19 protein-coding genes are annotated in these 19,988 nt (G+C 34.2%); 3 read left to right on the top strand and 16 right to left on the bottom strand.

Features of this window, described 5'->3' with window-relative positions; translation table 11 throughout:
* Positions 1-60 precede the first annotated feature (60 nt).
* The gene (locus tag COJ46_RS06810) at positions 61-801 is read right to left on the bottom strand and encodes an alpha/beta hydrolase (RefSeq protein WP_097973499.1); all 741 of its coding nucleotides are present in this window, start codon (positions 799-801) and stop codon (positions 61-63) included.
* Between the two features lie 276 nt (positions 802-1,077).
* On the opposite strand from COJ46_RS06810, the gene COJ46_RS06815 reads away from it, so the two are divergent.
* Positions 1,078-1,569, top strand: coding sequence for a DinB family protein (locus COJ46_RS06815; RefSeq protein WP_097973500.1), 492 nt, complete (start codon positions 1,078-1,080; stop codon positions 1,567-1,569).
* Between the two features lie 165 nt (positions 1,570-1,734).
* Here COJ46_RS06815 and secG read toward each other — a convergent pair whose 3' ends face one another.
* The 3 genes from secG to COJ46_RS06830 all read right to left on the bottom strand — a co-directional run bounded on the left by secG (position 1,735) and on the right by COJ46_RS06830 (position 3,195).
* Positions 1,735-1,968: a preprotein translocase subunit SecG gene (secG, locus tag COJ46_RS06820; protein ID WP_025569105.1), complete on the bottom strand. Its 234-nt coding sequence runs from the start codon at positions 1,966-1,968 to the stop codon at positions 1,735-1,737.
* Positions 1,969-2,051: 83 nt separating this feature from the next.
* The gene (locus COJ46_RS06825) at positions 2,052-2,981 is read right to left on the bottom strand and encodes an alpha/beta fold hydrolase (protein WP_097973502.1); all 930 of its coding nucleotides are present in this window, start codon (positions 2,979-2,981) and stop codon (positions 2,052-2,054) included.
* Entirely contained in the window at positions 2,974-3,195 is a 222-nt protein-coding gene (locus COJ46_RS06830) for a hypothetical protein (protein WP_098565796.1), read from the bottom strand. Before COJ46_RS06830 ends, COJ46_RS06825 begins: the two co-directional genes overlap by 8 nt.
* A gap of 206 nt (positions 3,196-3,401) precedes the next feature.
* Here COJ46_RS06830 and COJ46_RS06835 point away from each other — a divergent pair, with 206 nt between their 5' ends.
* Complete coding sequence (locus tag COJ46_RS06835; protein WP_098565797.1) at positions 3,402-3,971, top strand: DUF2238 domain-containing protein; 570 nt, start codon at positions 3,402-3,404, stop codon at positions 3,969-3,971.
* 95 nt (positions 3,972-4,066) lie between these two features.
* Here the strand turns inward: COJ46_RS06835 and COJ46_RS06840 are convergent, their stop codons facing one another.
* From COJ46_RS06840 to rpoN, 9 genes are all read right to left on the bottom strand, one after another.
* Entirely contained in the window at positions 4,067-5,317 is a 1,251-nt protein-coding gene (locus tag COJ46_RS06840; protein WP_097973505.1) for an MFS transporter, read from the bottom strand.
* A 232-nt stretch (positions 5,318-5,549) separates the two neighbouring features.
* Positions 5,550-6,845: a phosphopyruvate hydratase gene (eno, locus tag COJ46_RS06845; protein ID WP_097973507.1), complete on the bottom strand. Its 1,296-nt coding sequence runs from the start codon at positions 6,843-6,845 to the stop codon at positions 5,550-5,552.
* A 64-nt stretch (positions 6,846-6,909) separates the two neighbouring features.
* Complete coding sequence (gene gpmI, locus COJ46_RS06850; protein WP_098565798.1) at positions 6,910-8,442, bottom strand: 2,3-bisphosphoglycerate-independent phosphoglycerate mutase; 1,533 nt, start codon at positions 8,440-8,442, stop codon at positions 6,910-6,912.
* Positions 8,442-9,197, bottom strand: coding sequence for a triose-phosphate isomerase (gene tpiA, locus COJ46_RS06855; protein ID WP_097973509.1), 756 nt, complete (start codon positions 9,195-9,197; stop codon positions 8,442-8,444). Before tpiA ends, gpmI begins: the two co-directional genes overlap by 1 nt.
* Positions 9,198-9,275: 78 nt before the next feature.
* Entirely contained in the window at positions 9,276-10,457 is a 1,182-nt protein-coding gene (locus COJ46_RS06860) for a phosphoglycerate kinase (RefSeq protein ID WP_097973511.1), read from the bottom strand.
* A 242-nt stretch (positions 10,458-10,699) separates the two neighbouring features.
* Complete coding sequence (gap, locus tag COJ46_RS06865) at positions 10,700-11,707, bottom strand: type I glyceraldehyde-3-phosphate dehydrogenase (RefSeq protein ID WP_097973513.1); 1,008 nt, start codon at positions 11,705-11,707, stop codon at positions 10,700-10,702.
* Between the two features lie 41 nt (positions 11,708-11,748).
* Positions 11,749-12,777 (bottom strand): sugar-binding transcriptional regulator, encoded by a 1,029-nt coding sequence (locus COJ46_RS06870; protein ID WP_097973593.1) that lies wholly within the window; start codon positions 12,775-12,777, stop codon positions 11,749-11,751.
* 192 nt (positions 12,778-12,969) lie between these two features.
* Positions 12,970-13,203 carry a glutaredoxin family protein gene (locus tag COJ46_RS06875; protein WP_097973595.1) on the bottom strand — a complete coding sequence of 78 codons (234 nt, stop codon included), beginning with the start codon at positions 13,201-13,203 and terminating at the stop codon, positions 12,970-12,972.
* 19 nt (positions 13,204-13,222) lie between these two features.
* Positions 13,223-14,524 carry an RNA polymerase factor sigma-54 gene (gene rpoN / locus COJ46_RS06880; RefSeq protein WP_097973514.1) on the bottom strand — a complete coding sequence of 434 codons (1,302 nt, stop codon included), beginning with the start codon at positions 14,522-14,524 and terminating at the stop codon, positions 13,223-13,225.
* A gap of 148 nt (positions 14,525-14,672) precedes the next feature.
* On the opposite strand from rpoN, the gene COJ46_RS06885 reads away from it, so the two are divergent.
* Positions 14,673-17,393, top strand: coding sequence for a sigma-54-dependent transcriptional regulator (locus tag COJ46_RS06885; protein ID WP_098565799.1), 2,721 nt, complete (start codon positions 14,673-14,675; stop codon positions 17,391-17,393).
* A gap of 54 nt (positions 17,394-17,447) precedes the next feature.
* Here the strand turns inward: COJ46_RS06885 and chbG are convergent, their stop codons facing one another.
* The 3 genes from chbG to COJ46_RS06900 all read right to left on the bottom strand — a co-directional run bounded on the left by chbG (position 17,448) and on the right by COJ46_RS06900 (position 19,970).
* The gene (gene chbG / locus COJ46_RS06890; RefSeq protein ID WP_097973518.1) at positions 17,448-18,164 is read right to left on the bottom strand and encodes a chitin disaccharide deacetylase; all 717 of its coding nucleotides are present in this window, start codon (positions 18,162-18,164) and stop codon (positions 17,448-17,450) included.
* A 75-nt stretch (positions 18,165-18,239) separates the two neighbouring features.
* Positions 18,240-19,577 carry a 6-phospho-beta-glucosidase gene (locus tag COJ46_RS06895; protein ID WP_097973519.1) on the bottom strand — a complete coding sequence of 446 codons (1,338 nt, stop codon included), beginning with the start codon at positions 19,575-19,577 and terminating at the stop codon, positions 18,240-18,242.
* 72 nt (positions 19,578-19,649) lie between these two features.
* Positions 19,650-19,970 (bottom strand): PTS lactose/cellobiose transporter subunit IIA, encoded by a 321-nt coding sequence (locus COJ46_RS06900; RefSeq protein WP_097973521.1) that lies wholly within the window; start codon positions 19,968-19,970, stop codon positions 19,650-19,652.
* Between the last annotated feature and the right edge of the window lie 18 nt (positions 19,971-19,988).

Raw genomic sequence — 19,988 nt, forward strand, 5'->3', positions numbered from 1 at the left:
CCCTCCTTTTTCTTACTGGTTAAGGGTATTTAATTTAAGTTTGTCCAGAAAGATTTCATTCTACCATTCCAATTCATTAAGAAATGCTAGCACATCCTCATGTAACATGTCTTTTTCCTGTCCAAGTGTAATAACATGTGTTGAATTTTCGTACCACTTTAATTTTTTCTGATCAGATTGCACTTCATTATAAATAATATTTGCGCTGTCAGTATTAATCATCTCGTCTACAGTAGATTGTACGACAAACGTTGGTGCATATACTGTATCAACATTTTCACGCACTTCTTTTATTAAACCTTGAAGAGCTTTTAATGTATTCATCGGAGTTTTTTTAAACTCTTCCATTTCTACTTCAATTTGTTCAGGAGATTTCCCTTCACGTTTTTTAAACTCTCTTGTGTAAGCTAAAACACCTTCATACATAATTTCTTCACTTTTTATGTACATCGGCGAACACATTGTGACAATACCATTCAAAGGAACAGTATAACCTAGCTTAAGTGCAAATACTCCACCTAAAGATAGACCTACCGCTGCAATTTTTTGATGTCCTTTATCCTTTAGAAGTTGATAAGCTTCCATTACATCCTTCCACCAGTCCTCTGGTCCAGTATGAACAAGCTCATCAGGTGGTACACCATGTCCTTTATAGTGCGGTGCATGACAAGTATAACCTTGTTTTTCTAAAAAACGGCCAAGCATTCGAACATCCGCAGAATGTCCTGTAAATCCATGTAATAATAAAACTGCTCGATCTCCACCTTCAAACGTAAATGGCTTCGGCATTGTTACTCTCATATATACTCACTCCAAAACTTTTCTATCCTTTTTTCTTTCGTTACTTTTATTTTATCTATAGATGATTTTGTTTATTTAAATTAATAATCGATATCTTCAATATAAATAATTAATAATAATATTTAACTAATTTTACGTAAAGAAATTGTTCTTTTATTTTACCTTTCAATTCAATAATTTACCAATAAACAGTTTTTTTAATTAACTTGTTATGATTTAATAAAAGGTGTGGTAATAATAATGTTGGTCATTTAACCAACAAAAGGAGGATACGTTATGTTTAATAATGTTGAAGAATTTATTACTGAATGGAAAATGGAAGAAGCAAACACAATCAAATTACTAAATGCTATGACAGATGAATCACTTGATCAATCAATTGGTGAAGATTTTAGCTCACTAGGAGAATTAGCTTGGCATATAACTAAAGCAATTAAAGCGATCATTTCACAATCAGGATTACAATTCGAAGCATCTATGAGCAAAGAAGAAATGCCTGCAACTGCGAAGGAAATTACTGAAAAATACGCAGAAGCTAGTAAAGCTATGATTGAAGCAGCTCAAAATGAATGGAAAGAAAAAGATTTAAATCAAATCATTAACGCTTTTGGATTCCTTGAAATGCCGATCCATGCATTACTTCGCATGGCCATTTCACATCAAACGCATCACCGTGGCCAAATGACTGTACTAATGCGTCAAGCTGGACTAGCTATCCCTGGAATGTACGGTCCAAGTAAAGAAGAATGGGCTGCAATGAAAGGTTAATATTTAAGATTTTGTCTACATACATACTAAAATACAGCCAAAAAACTGGCTGTATTTTTTATGCCAAATCATTAAGAGTAATTTATATGAACCTTTGTATTCCCGAGGTTCTATTTATTACGATTTTAGCAAAATAAAAAGCCACCCTTTTAGGTAGCTTGTTTATTACAGTTTAAAATATGTTACAGCAATCGTTAGAATGAAGAATAAAACTGCTACAACAACTGTTATTCTTTGTAAAACTAGTTCAAAACCACGAGCTTTTTGCTTGCCAAACAGTTGCTCAGCACCACCAGATATCGCTCCTGATAGGCCGTTACTTTTACTAGATTGAAGTAAAACTAAAACAATCATAAGTACTGAAACAATAATTAAAAGTACAGATAAAAACGTATGCATTTCTTCACCTCCACAGTAAAGTACTGTTACTTCCTATTTTACTATGAAGAATACTATACTTCAATATGAGAGTACAACCTTATTTAATGATTTAAGATCGTTTCTTCTATCCAAGTTTTTACATCTTGATGAACTTCATCTTTATTTGTTTCATGAAGCATCTCATGACGACCTTCTTCATATAATTTCAACTTCACATTTGTACATCCAATATCTTTATATAGCCCATAAACTTTCTTTACACCGTCACCATTTTGACCAACTGGATCTTTATCTCCAGAAAAAATATAAATTGGCAATGAAGTTGGTGTCTTCTTTAATTCATCTTTACGGTGTATAATTCCGATCCCTTTCAACAATTCGCGATAATAACTTGAAGAACAAATAAAACCACAAAATGGATCTTTTATATAGCGATCAATCTCGGCTTCATCTCTTGTTAACCAATCATATTTTGTTTTTGGAAACTTAAAATGATTATTGAAGTTTCCAAAAGTTAAAAAGTCTAAAATTTTACTTCTCTTATTGGCACCAATCAAAAATGCCTCAGCGCTTGAAATAAAGACGCCTAATTTTCTTAGTATTCCTGGATCATACCCGGTTCCAGAAATAATTAGCCCATCATATAGTCCTCCATTTAATTGAACTACTCGTCTGCTCAAATAAGATCCCATACTATGTCCAAATAGAATTAAAGGAATATCTTTTATTTCTTTTCTAATCATTTTACTTATAAAAATGATATCTTTAGCAACTTCATCCCAGCCAATTTCTTCACCAAAAAAACCTAAATCATCTTCAATAGATGCCGTTTTCCCGTGACCTCTTTGATCATGAATAAAGACTGCAAACTGATTATGAACTAAATATTCAATAAATTTCTCATAAGCCCCACCATGTTCTGCCATTCCATGTACAATTTGAATTACAGCAATTGGTTCAGCAGGAATATATTTTCGCAAATAGATTTTTGTTCGATCCTTCGCCGAAATTAATCCTTCCCAATTATTCATTTTTATGCCCCTTCATCTCATATGTTGTAAAAGATACTAATAAGAAAAAACAAGTGAAATAGATTATTTCTAATCGTATGTATTTAAATGTAAATTCATCACCTAATAATCTCCAAAAAACAATTACTATTGAAAGTATAACAATAATAAATGGAAGTAAATATGTTTTTATAGTATACCAAATATAATCTTTTAAGTATGCGAAAAAGTTCATAATTATCCTCCCTACTAATTGCCACTCATATCCATAATTCAATACTAATTTAAATTTCCTTATTCTCCAGGCTAATTTTTAACAATTTTTCATCAATTTGATGAACTTTTTATGTCAAAGTTAAGCTAATTTTTTGGATTTTAATTAAACATGTTTTGTTTCGATGTTTGAATTGGGATAAAAACAGAATGAATGGGGGATTCGAAATGAAAAGAGGCATTCAAACAATTTTAAGCATTGTCTTTGCAATTGTAATGCTTGTCTTGTTCGTCATTTTCTTCGTGAAAGACGATTCTTATCGGTATCCAATCGCACTAGGTGGCTTCGTTTGTGCACTCGTGCCACTCATATTAGATAAATTTTTTAAAATTCGATTTGCATTTCCGTTTATTCTCTCTTATTTTGCTTTTTTAATTGGGTCCCTATGTCTTGGTTCAATGCTAAGATTCTATAGTTTAGGCTGGTGGGATACGTTTTTACATTTTCTAAGTGGCACGCTAGTCGCCTTTTTAGCAATTGATTTAATGGGAAAATTGACAACCAAACAGTCTCGGAGTGAAATGTCCGCTGGATTCATTTTTCTATTTGTATTTGCATTCGGAATATTTTGTGGAGCCTTATGGGAAATTTGGGAATTTAGTAGCGACCAATTTTTTGGAACTAATACCCAAGGCGGAGGTAATTTTGATACGATGACAGATATAATCGCAGACTCAATTGGAGCACTCATTATCGCAATTGGGTTTGCTAGAAGATCGAAAAAAAATTATAATTAAAAGTATTTTATTGGATAATATGAAACTATTAAATATATATTAGTAGTCACAATAAAAAACCTGATTACTCTAAATGAATAATCAGGTTTCATATTTTATGACTTCACTTCAACTACGACATTCTTCATAATCTTGAACATTGGTACCATAATGATGATTCCAATAATGAATAATAATGCTGAAACTTGATAAATAGAGACTAAAGAAAAATGCTCCTTTAAAATCCCTGCCAAGCTCATTGTAATGACCATAGCTCCCATAAATAATGGTGTTAATATACCGTTTACCCTGCCTACAAACTTTTCATCAGTATTTTTTAAGATGATTGTATTAATACCAATGTGCAATGCAGGCATAAATAGTCCGATAAAGAATTCAGCAACAAGCGTTAACCAGAATATCTCAGACCAGCCTATTACAAATATTCCAATCGCATTGACCGCCATGCCGATTAATAATAATACATGCGGTGCCAACTTATTCGATATGACCATTATTAGGCCACCACCTATAATCATAGCCGCTCCGTTTGCAGCGAATATCCATTGTAAATATTCCTTATCTAATCCTAGTCGTTCAGTTACTAAAAAAATAGCTAGAGGATGAATAAGACCTATACCTAATCCTGCCGCTGCAAATACTCCACCTAAATAGACGAGAATTTTTCGAGACCAAACGTATTTGAATCCTAACTTCATCTCTTCCAATAACGATGTTGTATTTTCTGCCTTTTCTTCTTCTTCATCTTTAGGTAATCTTGTTAATACTAAAGCTGACATAAGAAAAGCAATACCTACGATTCCCATCGAAACATGCATTCCAGCTTGTTGAAATACGAATGTACCTAATACTGGACCTAAAATCATAAACACTGCCATCATCGTTTGAAATATAGACATTCCTGCTTGCATTTGCTCACCTGGTACATGAACTTTAAATAATTTCATATTGGAAGGCTGAGAAAACTGGGACAAGATTGCTGAAACTAATGTAGCAAAAAAGATAAACTTCCAAGTTCCATATAATAGTGCTAACAGAATTACAAATATAGATACAGCACTTAAAAGATCGCACCAAATCATTGTACGCTTTGGTTTCCAACGATCGGCAAAAGTTCCACCGATAAAAGAAAAAATAAAAATTGGCGCAAATTCAGCAACTGAAATCAATGATACGGCTGTTGCATCACCATTCGTCTTTTCCACGACAAATAATAAGATTGCAAAATTACGAATCCAAATACCAACTTGAATAAACAAACCTGCTGAAAGAATCGTCTGGATAAAAGGATTTTTTAACAAAGAAGCCATTGAAGGATTTGAAGCTGTTGGAGTAGTTTTAGACATTTTTTCCCCTCTCTTATTTCAATTACATTTTAACCATACAAGAACTAATGTTCGTGTATTCTTATTTTAACATTAGGATTCTTTAATAATCAATCCCAATTATTGCTAATTACAATATTATTTAACCCAAAACATTTTAAGCACAAAAAAAAGAGAAGGTGACGATCCTTCTCTTTTTAACGTGTCTATAATGGAATATGTTTTTTTGTTAATGCACTTAGTTTTGATTAAATTATTTTCTTAAGTTGTAGAAAGATTTTAATCCTTGGTATACTGCGCTTTCGCCTAACTCGTCTTGAATACGTAATAATTGGTTGTATTTAGCAATACGGTCTGTACGAGAAGCAGAACCTGTTTTAATTTGACCAGCATTTGTAGCAACTGCGATATCAGCGATTGTGCTATCTTCAGTTTCACCAGAACGGTGAGAAACTACTGCTGTGTAACCTGCACGTTTAGCCATTTCGATTGCATCGAAAGTTTCAGTTAATGTACCGATTTGGTTAACTTTGATTAGGATTGAGTTAGAGATACCTTTTTCGATACCTTCAGCTAACTTTTTAGTGTTTGTAACGAATAAATCGTCACCTACTAATTGTACTCGGCTACCTAAACGTTCTGTTAATAATTTGTGACCATCCCAGTCATTTTCATCTAAACCATCTTCAATTGAAAGGATTGGGAAATCATTGCAAAGTTGCTCGTAGAAATCAACCATTTCAGCAGAAGATACGCCAGTGCGTCCTTCGCCTGCAAGATCGTATTTACCAGTTTCTTTGTTGTAGAATTCTGAAGAAGCAACGTCCATTCCTAAGAATACTTGCTCTCCAGCTTTATAACCAGCTTTATCAATTGCTTCCATGATTACTTCTAAAGCTTCACGGTTTGAACCAAGGTTTGGAGCGAATCCACCTTCGTCACCTACAGCTGTGTTTAAACCTTTGTCATGTAATACAGCTTTAAGGTTGTGGAAAATTTCAGTACCCATACGAATTGCTTCTTTAAAGCTATCAGCACCTACAGGTAAGATCATGAATTCTTGGAAGTCTACATTATTATCAGCATGAGAACCACCGTTGATGATGTTCATCATTGGAACTGGTAATTGTTTCGCATTAAATCCACCAAGGTATTGATATAACGGTAAACCTAATTCATCAGCTGCTGCACGAGCTACTGCCATAGATACACCTAGGATTGCGTTAGCACCTAATTTACCTTTGTTTTCAGTACCATCTAACTCAATCATACGACGGTCGATTGAAACTTGATCAGTTACTTCGAATCCAACGATTTCTTCAGCTAAAACGTCATTAACGTTAGCAACAGCTTTCTCAACACCTTTACCAAGGTAACGAGATTTGTCTCCATCACGTAATTCAACAGCTTCATATTCACCAGTTGAAGCACCACTTGGTACTAGTGCACGGCCAAAGCCACCATCTTCTGTATAAACTTCTACTTCAACAGTAGGGTTACCACGAGAATCTAATACTTCGCGAGCATAAACATCAATAATCATTGACATAATAAAATCTCTCCTTTTGTTGCGTTATACGCATAATTAATAACTTTTTATATTAACTGTTCACTTATTTAATAAGTGATTTACCAGTCATTTCTTTTGGTTGTTCTACTTTTAATAAATCAAGAACAGTTGGAGCTAAATCACCTAAAATACCATCTTCACGTAACGTAATACCTTCTTCAGTAACAATTACTGGTACAGGGTTCGTCGTGTGAGCTGTCATAGGTTCACCCTCAGGTGTAATTTCTTCATCCGCATTTCCATGGTCAGCAGTAATGATTGCTTTTCCGCCTTTAGCAAGAATTGCATCAACTACTTCTCCTAAACATTCATCAACCGCTTCAATTGCTTTAATTGTCGGCTCAAGTTTTCCTGAATGTCCTACCATATCTGGATTTGCAAAGTTTAAGATGATTACATCATGCTTGTCTGCAGCAATTTCTTTTAGTAATGCATCTTTTACTTCATAAGCGCTCATTTCAGGTTGCAAATCGTAAGTTGCAACTTTTGGCGAATTAATTAAAATACGTTCTTCACCCGGGAATTGTGCTTCACGGCCTCCACTAAAGAAAAATGTAACATGTGGATACTTTTCCGTTTCAGCAATTCGTAATTGATTTAAATTATTTTGAGCAAGAACTTCACCTAATGTGTTATCCAAATTAGTTGGTTTAAATGCAACATATCCTTGTACTGTTTCACTAAAATGTGTTAAGCAAACGAAATGAACATTTTTCGGGAACTTACTTCCACGATCAAAGTCACGGAAATCATCGTTTGTAAATACATTTGAAATTTGAATTGCACGGTCAGGTCGGAAGTTGTAGAAGATGATTGAATCATCATCACTTATTGTTGCAACTGGAGTACCATCTTCTTTTACCATAACAGAAGGTAAAACGAATTCATCATGGATACCATTCGCATACGAGTCTTCAATTAATTCATACGGACTTGTATAAGTTGGTCCTTCTCCATATACCATTGCACAATAGCATTTTTCTACACGATCCCATCGTTTGTCACGGTCCATGGAATAATAACGGCCAGAAATTGTTGCAAATTCTCCGACACCATATTCTTTAAACTTTGCTTCTGTTTGATCGATATATTTTTTAGCTGTAGTCGGACCAACATCTCGTCCATCAAGGAAAGCATGTAAATATACTTTTTTCATACCTTCTTCAGCAGCTAATTTTAATAAAGCAAACATGTGGTTAATATGGCTGTGAATACCTCCATCAGACAGTAGACCGAAAATATGTAATGCTTTATCTTTTTCTTTTGCACATTTAATTGCATCGATGAATGTATCATTTTTTTCGAATTCGCCTTCACGTATTGCCTTATTTACACGCGTTAAGCTTTGATAAACAATACGTCCTGCTCCGATATTCAAATGACCAACTTCAGAATTACCCATTTGTCCTTCAGGTAGACCTACTGCTTCACCGCTAGCAGTTAATTGTGCGTGAGGATATTTATTCCAATATCTATCATAATTTGGTTTCTTCGCTTGTGCAACAGCATTTCCAAATGTTTCATCGCGCAAACCAAATCCATCTAGGATAATTAACGCTACTGGTTGTTTACTCATTACTTAACAGCCTCCAATAATGCAAGGAAAGAAGCTGGTTCTAAACTTGCTCCACCTACTAACGCACCGTCAATATCAGGTTGAGCCATATATTCTTTAATGTTTTCAGGTTTTACACTGCCGCCATATTGTACACGTACAGATTCTGCAACAGTTTCATCATAAAGACTTGCTACAACATCACGAACAAATTTACATGAATCTTGTGCATCTTTTTCTGTAGCAGATTTTCCTGTTCCAATTGCCCAAATCGGTTCATATGCAATTACTAAATTCTTTACTTGCTCATCTGTAAGACCTGCAAGATCAGCTGTTAATTGCGTACGAATAACTTCCTCAAATTTTCCGCCTTCACGTTCTTCAAGCGTTTCGCCACAGCAAAGAATTGGTGTAAGACCATGTTCGAAAGCTTTTTTTGTTTTACTATTAATAAACTCATCTGTTTCGCCATAATATTCACGACGCTCAGAATGTCCGATAATCGCATAAGTTACGCCTAAATCTTTAAGTGCTACTGGGCTAATTTCTCCAGTATAAGCGCCACTATCTTGATCACTTACATTTTGAGAACCAATTTTTAATTCAGTTCCTTTTGTACCGTATAACATTGGTGCAATAAATAATGCAGGCGCACAAACTGCTGAATCTACTTTATCAGATGATGGAATGCTATTTTTTACTTCTTCAACAAATGTCATCGCTTCGTTAAGCGTCTTATTCATTTTCCAGTTACCTGCGATAATTGGTTTACGCATGAGAAACACCTTCCTACAATTGGTAAGACATAACATCTTACTCTATTTCAATTACTAAATATTGTAAAGCTATAAGACTTATTTATCGTTTAATAATGCTACTCCAGGAAGCTCTTTACCTTCCATAAATTCTAATGAAGCACCACCACCAGTAGAAATATGGCTCATTTTATCTGCTAAACCGAATTTTTCAGCAGCAGCAGCTGAGTCTCCTCCACCGATAATTGAGTAAGCATCTGAATCTGCTAATGCTTGTGCTACTCCCTTAGTACCTTGTGCAAATTTATCGATTTCAAATACACCCATAGGTCCATTCCAAATAACTAATTTAGAGCTCTTAATTACATCTGCATAAAGAGCAGTTGTTTTTGGACCAATATCAAGAGCTTGCCAATCTGCAGGAATGCTATCAATATCAACTTCTTGCGTATTTGCATCTTCACCGAATTTGTCTGCAATAATTGCATCAATTGGCATATAGAATTTAACACCTTTCGCTTCGGCTTTTTGGATAAATTCATTTGCTAAATCAATTTTATCCTCTTCTAAAAGAGATTGACCGATTTCATAGCCTTTAGCTTTTAAGAATGTATAAGCTAGTCCGCCACCAATGATTAAGTTATCTACTTTTTCTAATAAGTTTTCAATTACACCAATTTTATCTCGAACTTTCGCTCCACCGATAATAGCTGTAAATGGGCGCTCTGGATTAGAAAGTGCTTTACCTAAAACATTAATTTCTTTTTCCATTAAGAAGCCTGCTACAGCTGGGATATGTTTAGCAATACCAGCAGTTGTAGCATGTGCACGGTGTGCAGCACCAAAAGCATCGTTTACATATACATCAGCTAATGAAGCAAATTCTTTTGCTAGAGCTTCATCATTTTTCTCTTCGCCTGGGTAGAAACGAACGTTTTCTAATAATAAAACATCGCCTTCGTTCATTTTGCTGATTTCTTCTTGAACTTTAGGTCCGTATGCTTCATCAGCTTTAATAACGTTTTTACCTAATTTTTCACTTAAACGTGTAGCAACAGCATTTAAACGCATGTCTTCATTTACTTGTCCTTTTGGACGTCCTAAGTGAGATGCTAAAATAACTTTTGCTCCGTTTTCTATTAAATACTGAATCGTAGGAAGAGCAGCACGAATACGGGTATCATCTGTTACTTCACCATTTGCCATTGGTACGTTAAAATCTACACGGCAAAATACGCGTTTTCCTTTTACATCAATGTCATGTAATGACTTTTTGTTCATAGTAGGTGCCTCCAGTACTGTTTTTATTCATCCATATCCAATTCCACTGGTCGATCCGTCTCATACAAAGTCGTATCTATTCTGTGATATTGTCACCGCAATTTTAACAGATTATGTACATCAATTGGAATTTATTTCTAGAGTATTTTTTAATATTGTGTTGGATTAGTGACAAAAGAGGATTTTTTCAAACAAAAGAGGGGAGGAAAATCCCCTCGCCCTCATATTAATTTTTATTAAAATTATAGACCTTTTGAAGCGATGTGAGCTACTAAGTCAACTACACGAGTTGAGTAACCAGTTTCATTATCGTACCAAGAAAGGATTTTAACCATGTTACCTTCCATAGTCATTGTAGATAACGCATCGATTGTAGATGAGTTTGTGCAACCGTTATAGTCGATTGATACTAATGGTTCTTCAGAGTATCCTAAGATACCTTTTAATTCGCCTTCAGAAGCAGCTTTAAATGCAGCATTTACTTCTTCAGCAGTAACTTCAGCATTTAATTCTACTACTAAGTCAACTAAAGATACGTTAGCAGTTGGTACACGTACAGCACCACCGTTTAATTTACCTTTTAATTGAGGTAATACTAATGAAACTGCTTTAGCAGCACCAGTAGTTGTTGGGATCATGCTCATTGCAGCAGCACGTGCACGACGTAAATCTTTGTGTGGTAAATCTAAAATTTGTTGGTCATTTGTGTAAGAGTGAACAGTTGTCATCATACCACGTTTGATACCGAATTTTTCGTCTAATACTTTAGCAAATGGAGCTAAACAGTTAGTTGTACAAGAAGCATTAGAAATTACATTGTGGCTAGCTGCATCGTATTTGTCATCATTTACACCCATTACGATCGTGATATCTTCATTAGAAGCTGGTGCAGAGATGATTACTTTTTTAACTGATCCACCTAAGTGTTTTTCAGCATCTTTTTTATCTGTGAAACGACCAGTAGATTCTACTACAACTTCTACTCCGTAATCGCTCCAAGGTAAAACTGCTGGGTCACGCTCAGCAATTACTTTAATTTCGCTTCCGTTTACAACGATTGAATCGCCGTTAACTGCTACTTCAGCGTTTACTGAACCGTGAACTGAATCATATTTTAATAAGTGAGCTAAAGTTTTAGCGTCTGTTAAGTCATTGATTGCTACAACCTCTACGTTTGGGTTGTTTAAAGCTGCGCGGAAAACCATACGTCCGATACGTCCAAATCCATTAATACCAATTTTAGTTGCCATTTTTAATTTCCTCCTTTTAATAGGTAGAAGCTTTTTTTATTTTAAAGGGTACATCCTTTAATTAACTCTTTCGCTGCTCCTTCGTCTGTGACGAGGATGTTTACATGACCTTTCTTTAAGAAAGAAGCCATTGCTTTTGCTTTAGAAGATCCTCCAGCTACTCCCAGTACATACGGTATATTCTCCAATTCATTCAGTTGTAAACCAATTGTTCTTACTCTGTAAACAACTTCACCATTTTCATTGAAGTAATAGCCAAATGCCTCTCCTACAGCTTCAGATTCAGTTAAGATTTCTAACTGTTCTGAAGAAGATTGTCTTCGTTTAGCCATCGTAAATGCATCTCCTATGCCGTGTACGACAATTGAAGAAGATCGAATTAAATTTAGAACCTCTTTTACTCTTGGTTCTTCCATCATAGTTACATAGGCCTCTTCACTAAGTTCATCTGGCAAGTGAAGTAATCGATAATTACCTTTTGCCATTTCAGCCATTTTTGCACAAATCGTATTTGCTTGATTTCTTACTTCTTCACCTAAACCGCCTCGCGCTGGTACAAATAAGGTATTTAGATCTTTAGAGTCATCATTCATCATTTCAGCTACGGCAGCTAAAGTGGAACCACCAGTAACAGCAACAATATTATTTGTTTCTAGCCTTTGGTTTATACAACCAACAGCAGCTCGACCCATCTCCTTTTTTACCCAGTCCAGCTCGTCACTATCGCCTGAAACAACGATTACTTCTTTAAGATTAAATGTTTCCTTAAGCAAGTCTTCGATATTTTTCAAACCGAACAGTTCACGCATTGGTTCTTCTAGGTCTAGAAGTAAGCTTAGTCCTTCATCCGTTAATGTCATGCCAGAAGATGCAACATTAATCAGTCTTTGCTCTTTTAATAAAGCAACTTCTGATCTAAGTACTCTTTCTGTTAACCCTACACTTGCAGACAAGTTTCTACGACCAATCGGTTGCATAATTCGTATATATTGTAGGATTTGAAATCTTTTTTGGATAACAGGTATTAGATCAGGTAATAATTTTTGTTGTAGCTTTAAAACTTGGTTCATTTTCATCTCCTCTTTCACAGAGTATTCACCTTGGTCTTAATGTGTCCCACTATGACATATTATGTCCCACTTGTTTTAAAAAAATTACAGCGTTTTTCAACGTTGTTTTTTTGAACAAGATTTACTCCAGAAGTGAAATAACCCTGCTACATTTACATTGTAACAGGGTCAATCATTTCTTTCAACTGATAACTACCCATTTATGGCATTTAATATGTCAATTTTATGAATTTTTCCGTATGCAACTGTTTCCCCATTCATTTGAATAACAGGGATCATTAGTTGAAATTCCTCTAATAATGCGTCATCAGAATAAATATCAATTTCATTTATTTCGATTTCATATTCAGATTGGACCAAACGAATTGCATCTTTTGCTTCTTCGCATAATCCACAATTCTCTTTTGTAAATAAAGTTAACTTAATCGACATCCCATTCTCCTTTTTAACTAAAGCGCTTTCGTTTTGATGATCCAGGAATTCTAAGTATATCTCTATATTTAGCTACAGTTCTTCTAGAGATTTCCACTCCATGTTTTTCAGCTAATAATTCAACTAGCTTTTGATCTGATAATGGTTTTTCTTTGTTTTCTCCATCTACTAGTTGCTTGATGAATACCTGTACACTCGTTGATGCGAGCTCCTCGCCGTCCACACTTACACCTTGATGGAAGAATTTCTTCATTTCATATAAACCAAATGGTGTCTGTACATATTTGTTTTTACAAGTACGGCTAATTGTCGATTCATGTAATGAAAGTTCTTCCGCTATCTCTTTTAAAGTAAGAGTTTTTAAATTTGCAGGACCCTTTTCAAAAAAAGCAATTTGCTTTCGAAGAATACAATTCATTACAGCTAACATCGTTGATTTTCGTTCTTCCAAACTTTTCATTAACCAGTTAACTTGCGTATTTTTATCCTTTAAATAAGTTGAAACTTCCTTCTCATGTTGACCATTTAAAATTGAAGAGTATTCATTAAGTACTTTTAAACGCGGCATAATTTTATCATTAATCAGTACAACAAATTCGCCGCCTATTTTTTCAACTGTTAAATCAGGAGCTACATAATTTACTTGGTCTTGGAAATAATTCAAACCTGGCCTTGGCTGAAGGGTTAAAATTAAGTCAATTTCTTTTTGTAAATCAGGTAAGCTAATCTTAAGTTTCTTCGCTATTTCTTTCCAGTTTTTATTAACAAATAAATCAAAATAATCTTTAAGGACCTGTTTTGCAATTGTTGTATCAACTTCAAGGCCATTTAGTTGAATCAATAAGCACTCTTTAACCGATCTTGCTCCAACTCCTGAGGGCTCAAAACGTTGAAGTGTATCAATGCAGATTTGTAATTGAACGAAAGAAATATTTAATTCATGTATAAGCTCTTCGTCTGATTCCATCAAAAATCCATTTTTATCTAGGTTATAAATTAAATATTTTATAATTTTATATTCCTCATTATCAATTTTCAACTCATTTAACTGACTAACAAGTTCTTCTTGTAATGTTTCTGTTCTTCGAGTATATAACTCCATTCCTTGTCCGCTGGAAGTAGTTTGTTGTTTGACTTTTGAAGAAGTGTAATCGTTATAAGGAGTTTCGACTTCAATTAAGGGATTTTCTAATGATTGCTCAAATAAAAAATCAGTAAGTTCTTGGGCATTAAATTGAAGCATTGTAATGGCTTGTCGTAGTTCCTGAGTCATTGCAAGTTTCAATGATTGTTTTTGCATTAAATTCATTTCCATACTACTTCACTCCCTTATTACTATTTTACTCGATATTTATCTTTTTCATAGTACTTGACGAATTGTTATACTAATTTAAATATAGTGAAAACGTTTACTTTTTCCTGTATAGTAAAAGTATACAACTCTTTATGATGGGTGGGCCATTATGAACAGAAAAAATCAAATTTATGAAGTTTTGCTTCAAAGTAAGGAGCAAGGTTTTACCGCTAATGAGATTGCTCAAAAGCTTGGTTTAGATAGAGCAAACGTTAGCAGTGATTTAAATAAATTAGTTAAGGAAGAATTATTAATTAAAACAAATTCTAGACCGGTCGTATTTAAACCTCTATCTCATACTTTACAACAAACGAATAAATCTCAAATTAAGACAGCAAGTTCAGACTATCAATATGAATATTTCTATGAGGAAAATATTAGTTTAAGACCTGCCATCGAAAAAGCTAGATCAGCTATACTCTATCCACCAAATGGAATGCATACATTAATTCTCGGTGAGACTGGTGTTGGTAAATCTGCTTTTGCAAAAAGAATGCATGATTTTTCAATTCGTTCGAATGTTTTAGAAAAGGATTCTCCATTCATTATTTTTAATTGCGCAGACTATGCAAATAATCCACAACTATTATTAGGTCAGCTTTTCGGTGTAAGAAAAGGTGCTTATACAGGTGCAACAGAACAAAAAGGTCTACTTGAAAAAGCAAATAATGGAATATTATTTTTAGATGAGGTTCATCGTCTTACTCCTGAAGGTCAAGAAATGTTATTTACGTTTATTGATTATAAGTTGTATAGAAGACTAGGAGAGACAGAAAACGAACGAACATCGAATGTTTTAATCATTTCAGCAACAACAGAGGATCCCGGATCCACTTTATTATCTACATTTACGCGCCGGATCCCAATGGTCATTACATTACCAGCTCTTCGAGATCGAACATATGAAGAGAGATTGACACTGATTAAACGATTTTTCACGGAAGAAAGTGTTCGTCTAGGAAAAGAGATTGTTGTAAGTGCAAATACTATTCGCTCTTTTCTATTTTATTCGTGTCAAAACAATATCGGACAACTTAAAGCCGACATTCAATTAGCTTGTGCAAAGGCTTACGCAGATTTTATTACACATAAACATGACAAAATACGTATTTATAGCACTGATTTGAACTGGTATGTTAAGGAAGGCTTATTCATTGAAAAAAAAGTAAAGCATGCTGTCACACTGTTAAACGAGCATTTCGAATTTTCACCAACAAAGGGTATTACGAGTAACCAACAATTGGATCACTCTGCAGATACAATTTATGACCGAATTGATACAAAATACGAAGAACTGAAACAACGTGGCGTTGCTCAGGACGAGTTATCCTTACTAATGGAAAACGATATCGAAAGCTATTTCACGCATTATTTAACTTCTATTAATCGTAAACTATCTAGTAAAGAAAATGTCCAAAAGATAATCAAGCCTGAAATCGTTACACTAAGTGAAAAAGTACTAAAACTAGCAGAAGAAAAATTAAGTAAGAGATTTAACGAAAAAATACTTGTTGCACTTAGCCTACATATACAAACGCTATTACAACGTATACAGTCAAACAAGAAAATTTATCATCCAAATATTACTCAAATCCGAGATCAGTATAAAAAAGAGTTTTCCGTTTCAATTGAATGTGTAAAAATGATTGAAGATTTTTCAAATGTTTCAATCCCATTTGATGAAGTAGCATTTATAACGATGTTTTTCGTTTATGGTAACGAAGATTTTAAAGTGCCTAGTTCAAATGTAAAAGTAATAGTTTTAGCTCACGGTAATGGCATTGCTAGAGAGATGGCAAATGTAACAAATGAGCTACTAGAAAACGAGGAAGTTATCGGTATTGATATGCCATTAAGTGAACCACCTCAGGATTTTTTAATTCGTGTAAAAGATTATATTAAATCATTAGGTAAATTAAATGGAATTCTACTTTGCATCGATATGGGGTCACTATCATATATCGGTGACATAATTGAAGCTGAATTTTCAATTCCTGTACGATTGATTCAAATGGTTAGTACTGCACATGTAATCGAAGCTTCTAGAAAAGCGACACTAGGTTATAACTTAGACGAGCTTTATCAGGACGTGCGAAACTTAACTACTTTCTTCATCAATTCTCATGCGAATAAAACGAAACAACCTGAATTTAATCGTTCTGTCATTTTAACTGCATGTCTGACTGGTCAGGGAAGTGCAATAGCCATTAAAAATATACTAGCGAATAACTTGGTCTATGATAAAGAGATGCTAGAAATCGTGCCAATTAGCCTTTTAAATAAAGATGAATTACAAAAAATGTTAAATGATATATCTAAAGAACGAAGTATCGTTTGTATTGTTTCGAATTTTGATATAAATGTTCCATTTAATACGTTTCATTTACAGGATGTATTAAATATGAAGGCTACAAAGACAATACAAGAATTGATCACTTATGAAGAAACGTATTTAAAAATGGCTGAAACATTACAAGAGACTATTTCTTTAAAGGATGCTAAAAAAGTAATTAGTGTGATTAGACGTGCCTTAAATGATATACAAGTCCAAACAGATAAATTTTTCAAAAATGAGGATCTAATGGGAATTGTTATTCATATGAGTTGCATGATCGACCGAATTCAAAACTCACAGCCTCTAATCCCTTTTAAAGATAAAGAAGATAAAATAAATAGTGACTATATGCTATATTTAAAAATTAAAAAAATAATGCAACAAATAGAGGATACTTGTGACATTATCATACCTGATAATGAAATATGTTACTTAATGGAATTTTATTCTAGAAATGAAATTAGCAGATTAGATGAAGAATTTTATATAAAATAAGAAAAAAGCCAGTTACTTCGATGAAGGAACTGGCTTTTGGCTTTTTACTCTATATTAATACTTTACTAACTCTACTCCCTCAGGAAGTTTTGAGTTCGTTAAGATATCTAGTTCTGTTAATCTCTCAAAGCAATAAGATGTACCATTTTTTAAATAATTATCTATTAATGCAGGATGTACCATTACCTCTACTGACTCAATACGATTATTTATTCTGTCTTCTATTGTCTCAAAATAGTTTATAGGAATATCACTACCATAAAAATCGGTTAACAATTGATCCGTAAAAGGTGTGATTCCGTCTATTTGGCTCTTTGGAGAAATTCGGACTGGAAGATTATACTTTTGAGATAACTTTGCAATTACTGGGTGTAGAATTGGAATCATGTGTACATGGTGATGACTATCTAGATGCGAAGGATTCAATCCATAAGAAAGAAACTTTTGAATTTGAGCATCCCATTCTTTTTCAACTTCGTCAACATTAATAACTGGATTGTCATACCAATAACTATTTTTAAGGAAATCCCCATTTTGATCTACGATTGTTTGTAGACCAGTTAATAATGGTTTGCCCGCTGTTAATACAAGATGTACACCTAATCCTAATGTAGGATGTAATTTTGCTAATTCAATTCCATGCTCCACAGCATACATATTCATCATCATAGTCGCGGAGTTCACTATTCCATTCAAATGTGCTTCAATAATGCCATAATTTACACCTTTTGAATAGCCGAAATCATCTGCATTTACAATAAGCTTTGTCATCATTCATTCCCCTTTTTTTAGTATGATAAAAAGGGATGCACTCTTTCATTCGAGCTACATCCCTCTTTTTAATCGTTAATTTGCTGCCACTTTTTCGTTTTTGAAGAATTGAGGTAAATGCTCTTTGTGAGCCTCTAACATTTCATCTAGAATTTGTTTTGCTAAATTATCAGATCCAACTAGTGGGTTAATGCACATAGCAAGTAATGCTGTTTTATAATCACCAGTTACGCCAGCTTCTGCAGCAACACGTTCGAATGATTTAATTTGTTGAACTAAACCGCGTACTGCAACCGGCAAATCACCCATTGTAAGTGGTTTTGGACCATCTTTTGTAATAACGGCACTTACTTCAACAGCACAATCATCTGGAATTGATGCAATAGCACCATTATTCATTGTGTTAACAGGTTGGATATCACCTTTATTGTTATATAGAGATGAAATTAATCGGCATGCAGCATCACTATAATAAGCTCCACCGCGTTTTTCTAATTGTGGTGGCTTACTATTTAAATTAGGATCTTTATATAATTCAAATAATGATTCTTCTAATTTTTTTACAACTTCAGCACGCGTACCATCTTTTTTCGCTGCTTCAAGCTCTTCCTCTAGCATTACTTTCGTTTGATAGTAGTAGCGATGATACGGACATGGAATCGCTCCAAGTGCTTCAATAAAATCAGGATTCCAATCCATTGCCTTAATATTTTGCATCGTCATACTTTCAACAGGGCGTGCAAATTCACTTACAACACGACTTGTTACATCTTCACCATCTAATAATACTTTCGTTCCGTAAACCATATGATTTAATCCCATAAAATCAATATGCACACGCTCAGCTTCTACCCCTAGACCTTTTGCAATGTTCATGTGAATATGAATTGGTACATTACATAAACCTACTACTTTACGGAAATTTGTGTATCTTAAAATCGCTTCTGTTAAAATCCCCGTAGGATTCGTAAAGTTTACGAGCCAAGCATTTGGACAAAGCTCTTCAATATCCTTAACGATATCTAAAATAACCGGAATTGTACGAAGTGCTTTAAACAGACCACCTGGACCATTTGTTTCTTGACCAATTACCCCATATTTTAAAGGAATACGCTCATCCTTCATACGAGCTTCAAGTAAGCCTACACGAAATTGTGTCGTAACAAAATCAGCATCTTTAAGAGCAGTACGTCGATCAAGTGTTAAATGAATTTCCATTGGTACTCCTGCTTTTTCTACCATTCTTTTCGCAAGGTTTCCAACGATTTCAAGTTTCTCTCTACCTTCTTCAATGTCCACTAACCATAACTCTCTTACAGGTAGTTCATCATAACGTTTAATAAATCCTTCAACTAATTCTGGAGTATAACTTGAACCGCCACCAATTGTTGCTATTTTAATACCGTTTCTCATTTTCTTCACTCCTTCTATATGATAGGAGAAAAGTAGCCCGGTCATTCTAGAAAACTACTTTTCTATTTTCTCTTATTTATTTAATTTTTCGTGTAGGAAAATTATTTCTGCTACTAAATCTCTCATCGTTAATGCATTCATTAAATGATCTTGAGCATGAATTAATAAGATACTTAATTCAACATTCTCTCCACGTGCTTCACCTTGAATTAATGAAGTTTGTGCCTGATGCGCAAGATTTAATTCTTTCTTTGCTTCTTCAATCTTACTATTTGCTTCTTCTAAATTACCCGCTCGAGCAGCCTGCATACCTTCCATTAATGAGCTTTTTGCGTTTCCTGCGTGTAAGATTAATTGGAATGCTGTTTGCTCAATTGTCGTTAAAGTACTCATTTCGTATCCTCCTCAAAC

This window comes from Bacillus sp. AFS077874, assembly GCF_002566505.1.
Classification (GTDB): Bacteria; Bacillota; Bacilli; order Bacillales; family Bacillaceae_G; genus Gottfriedia.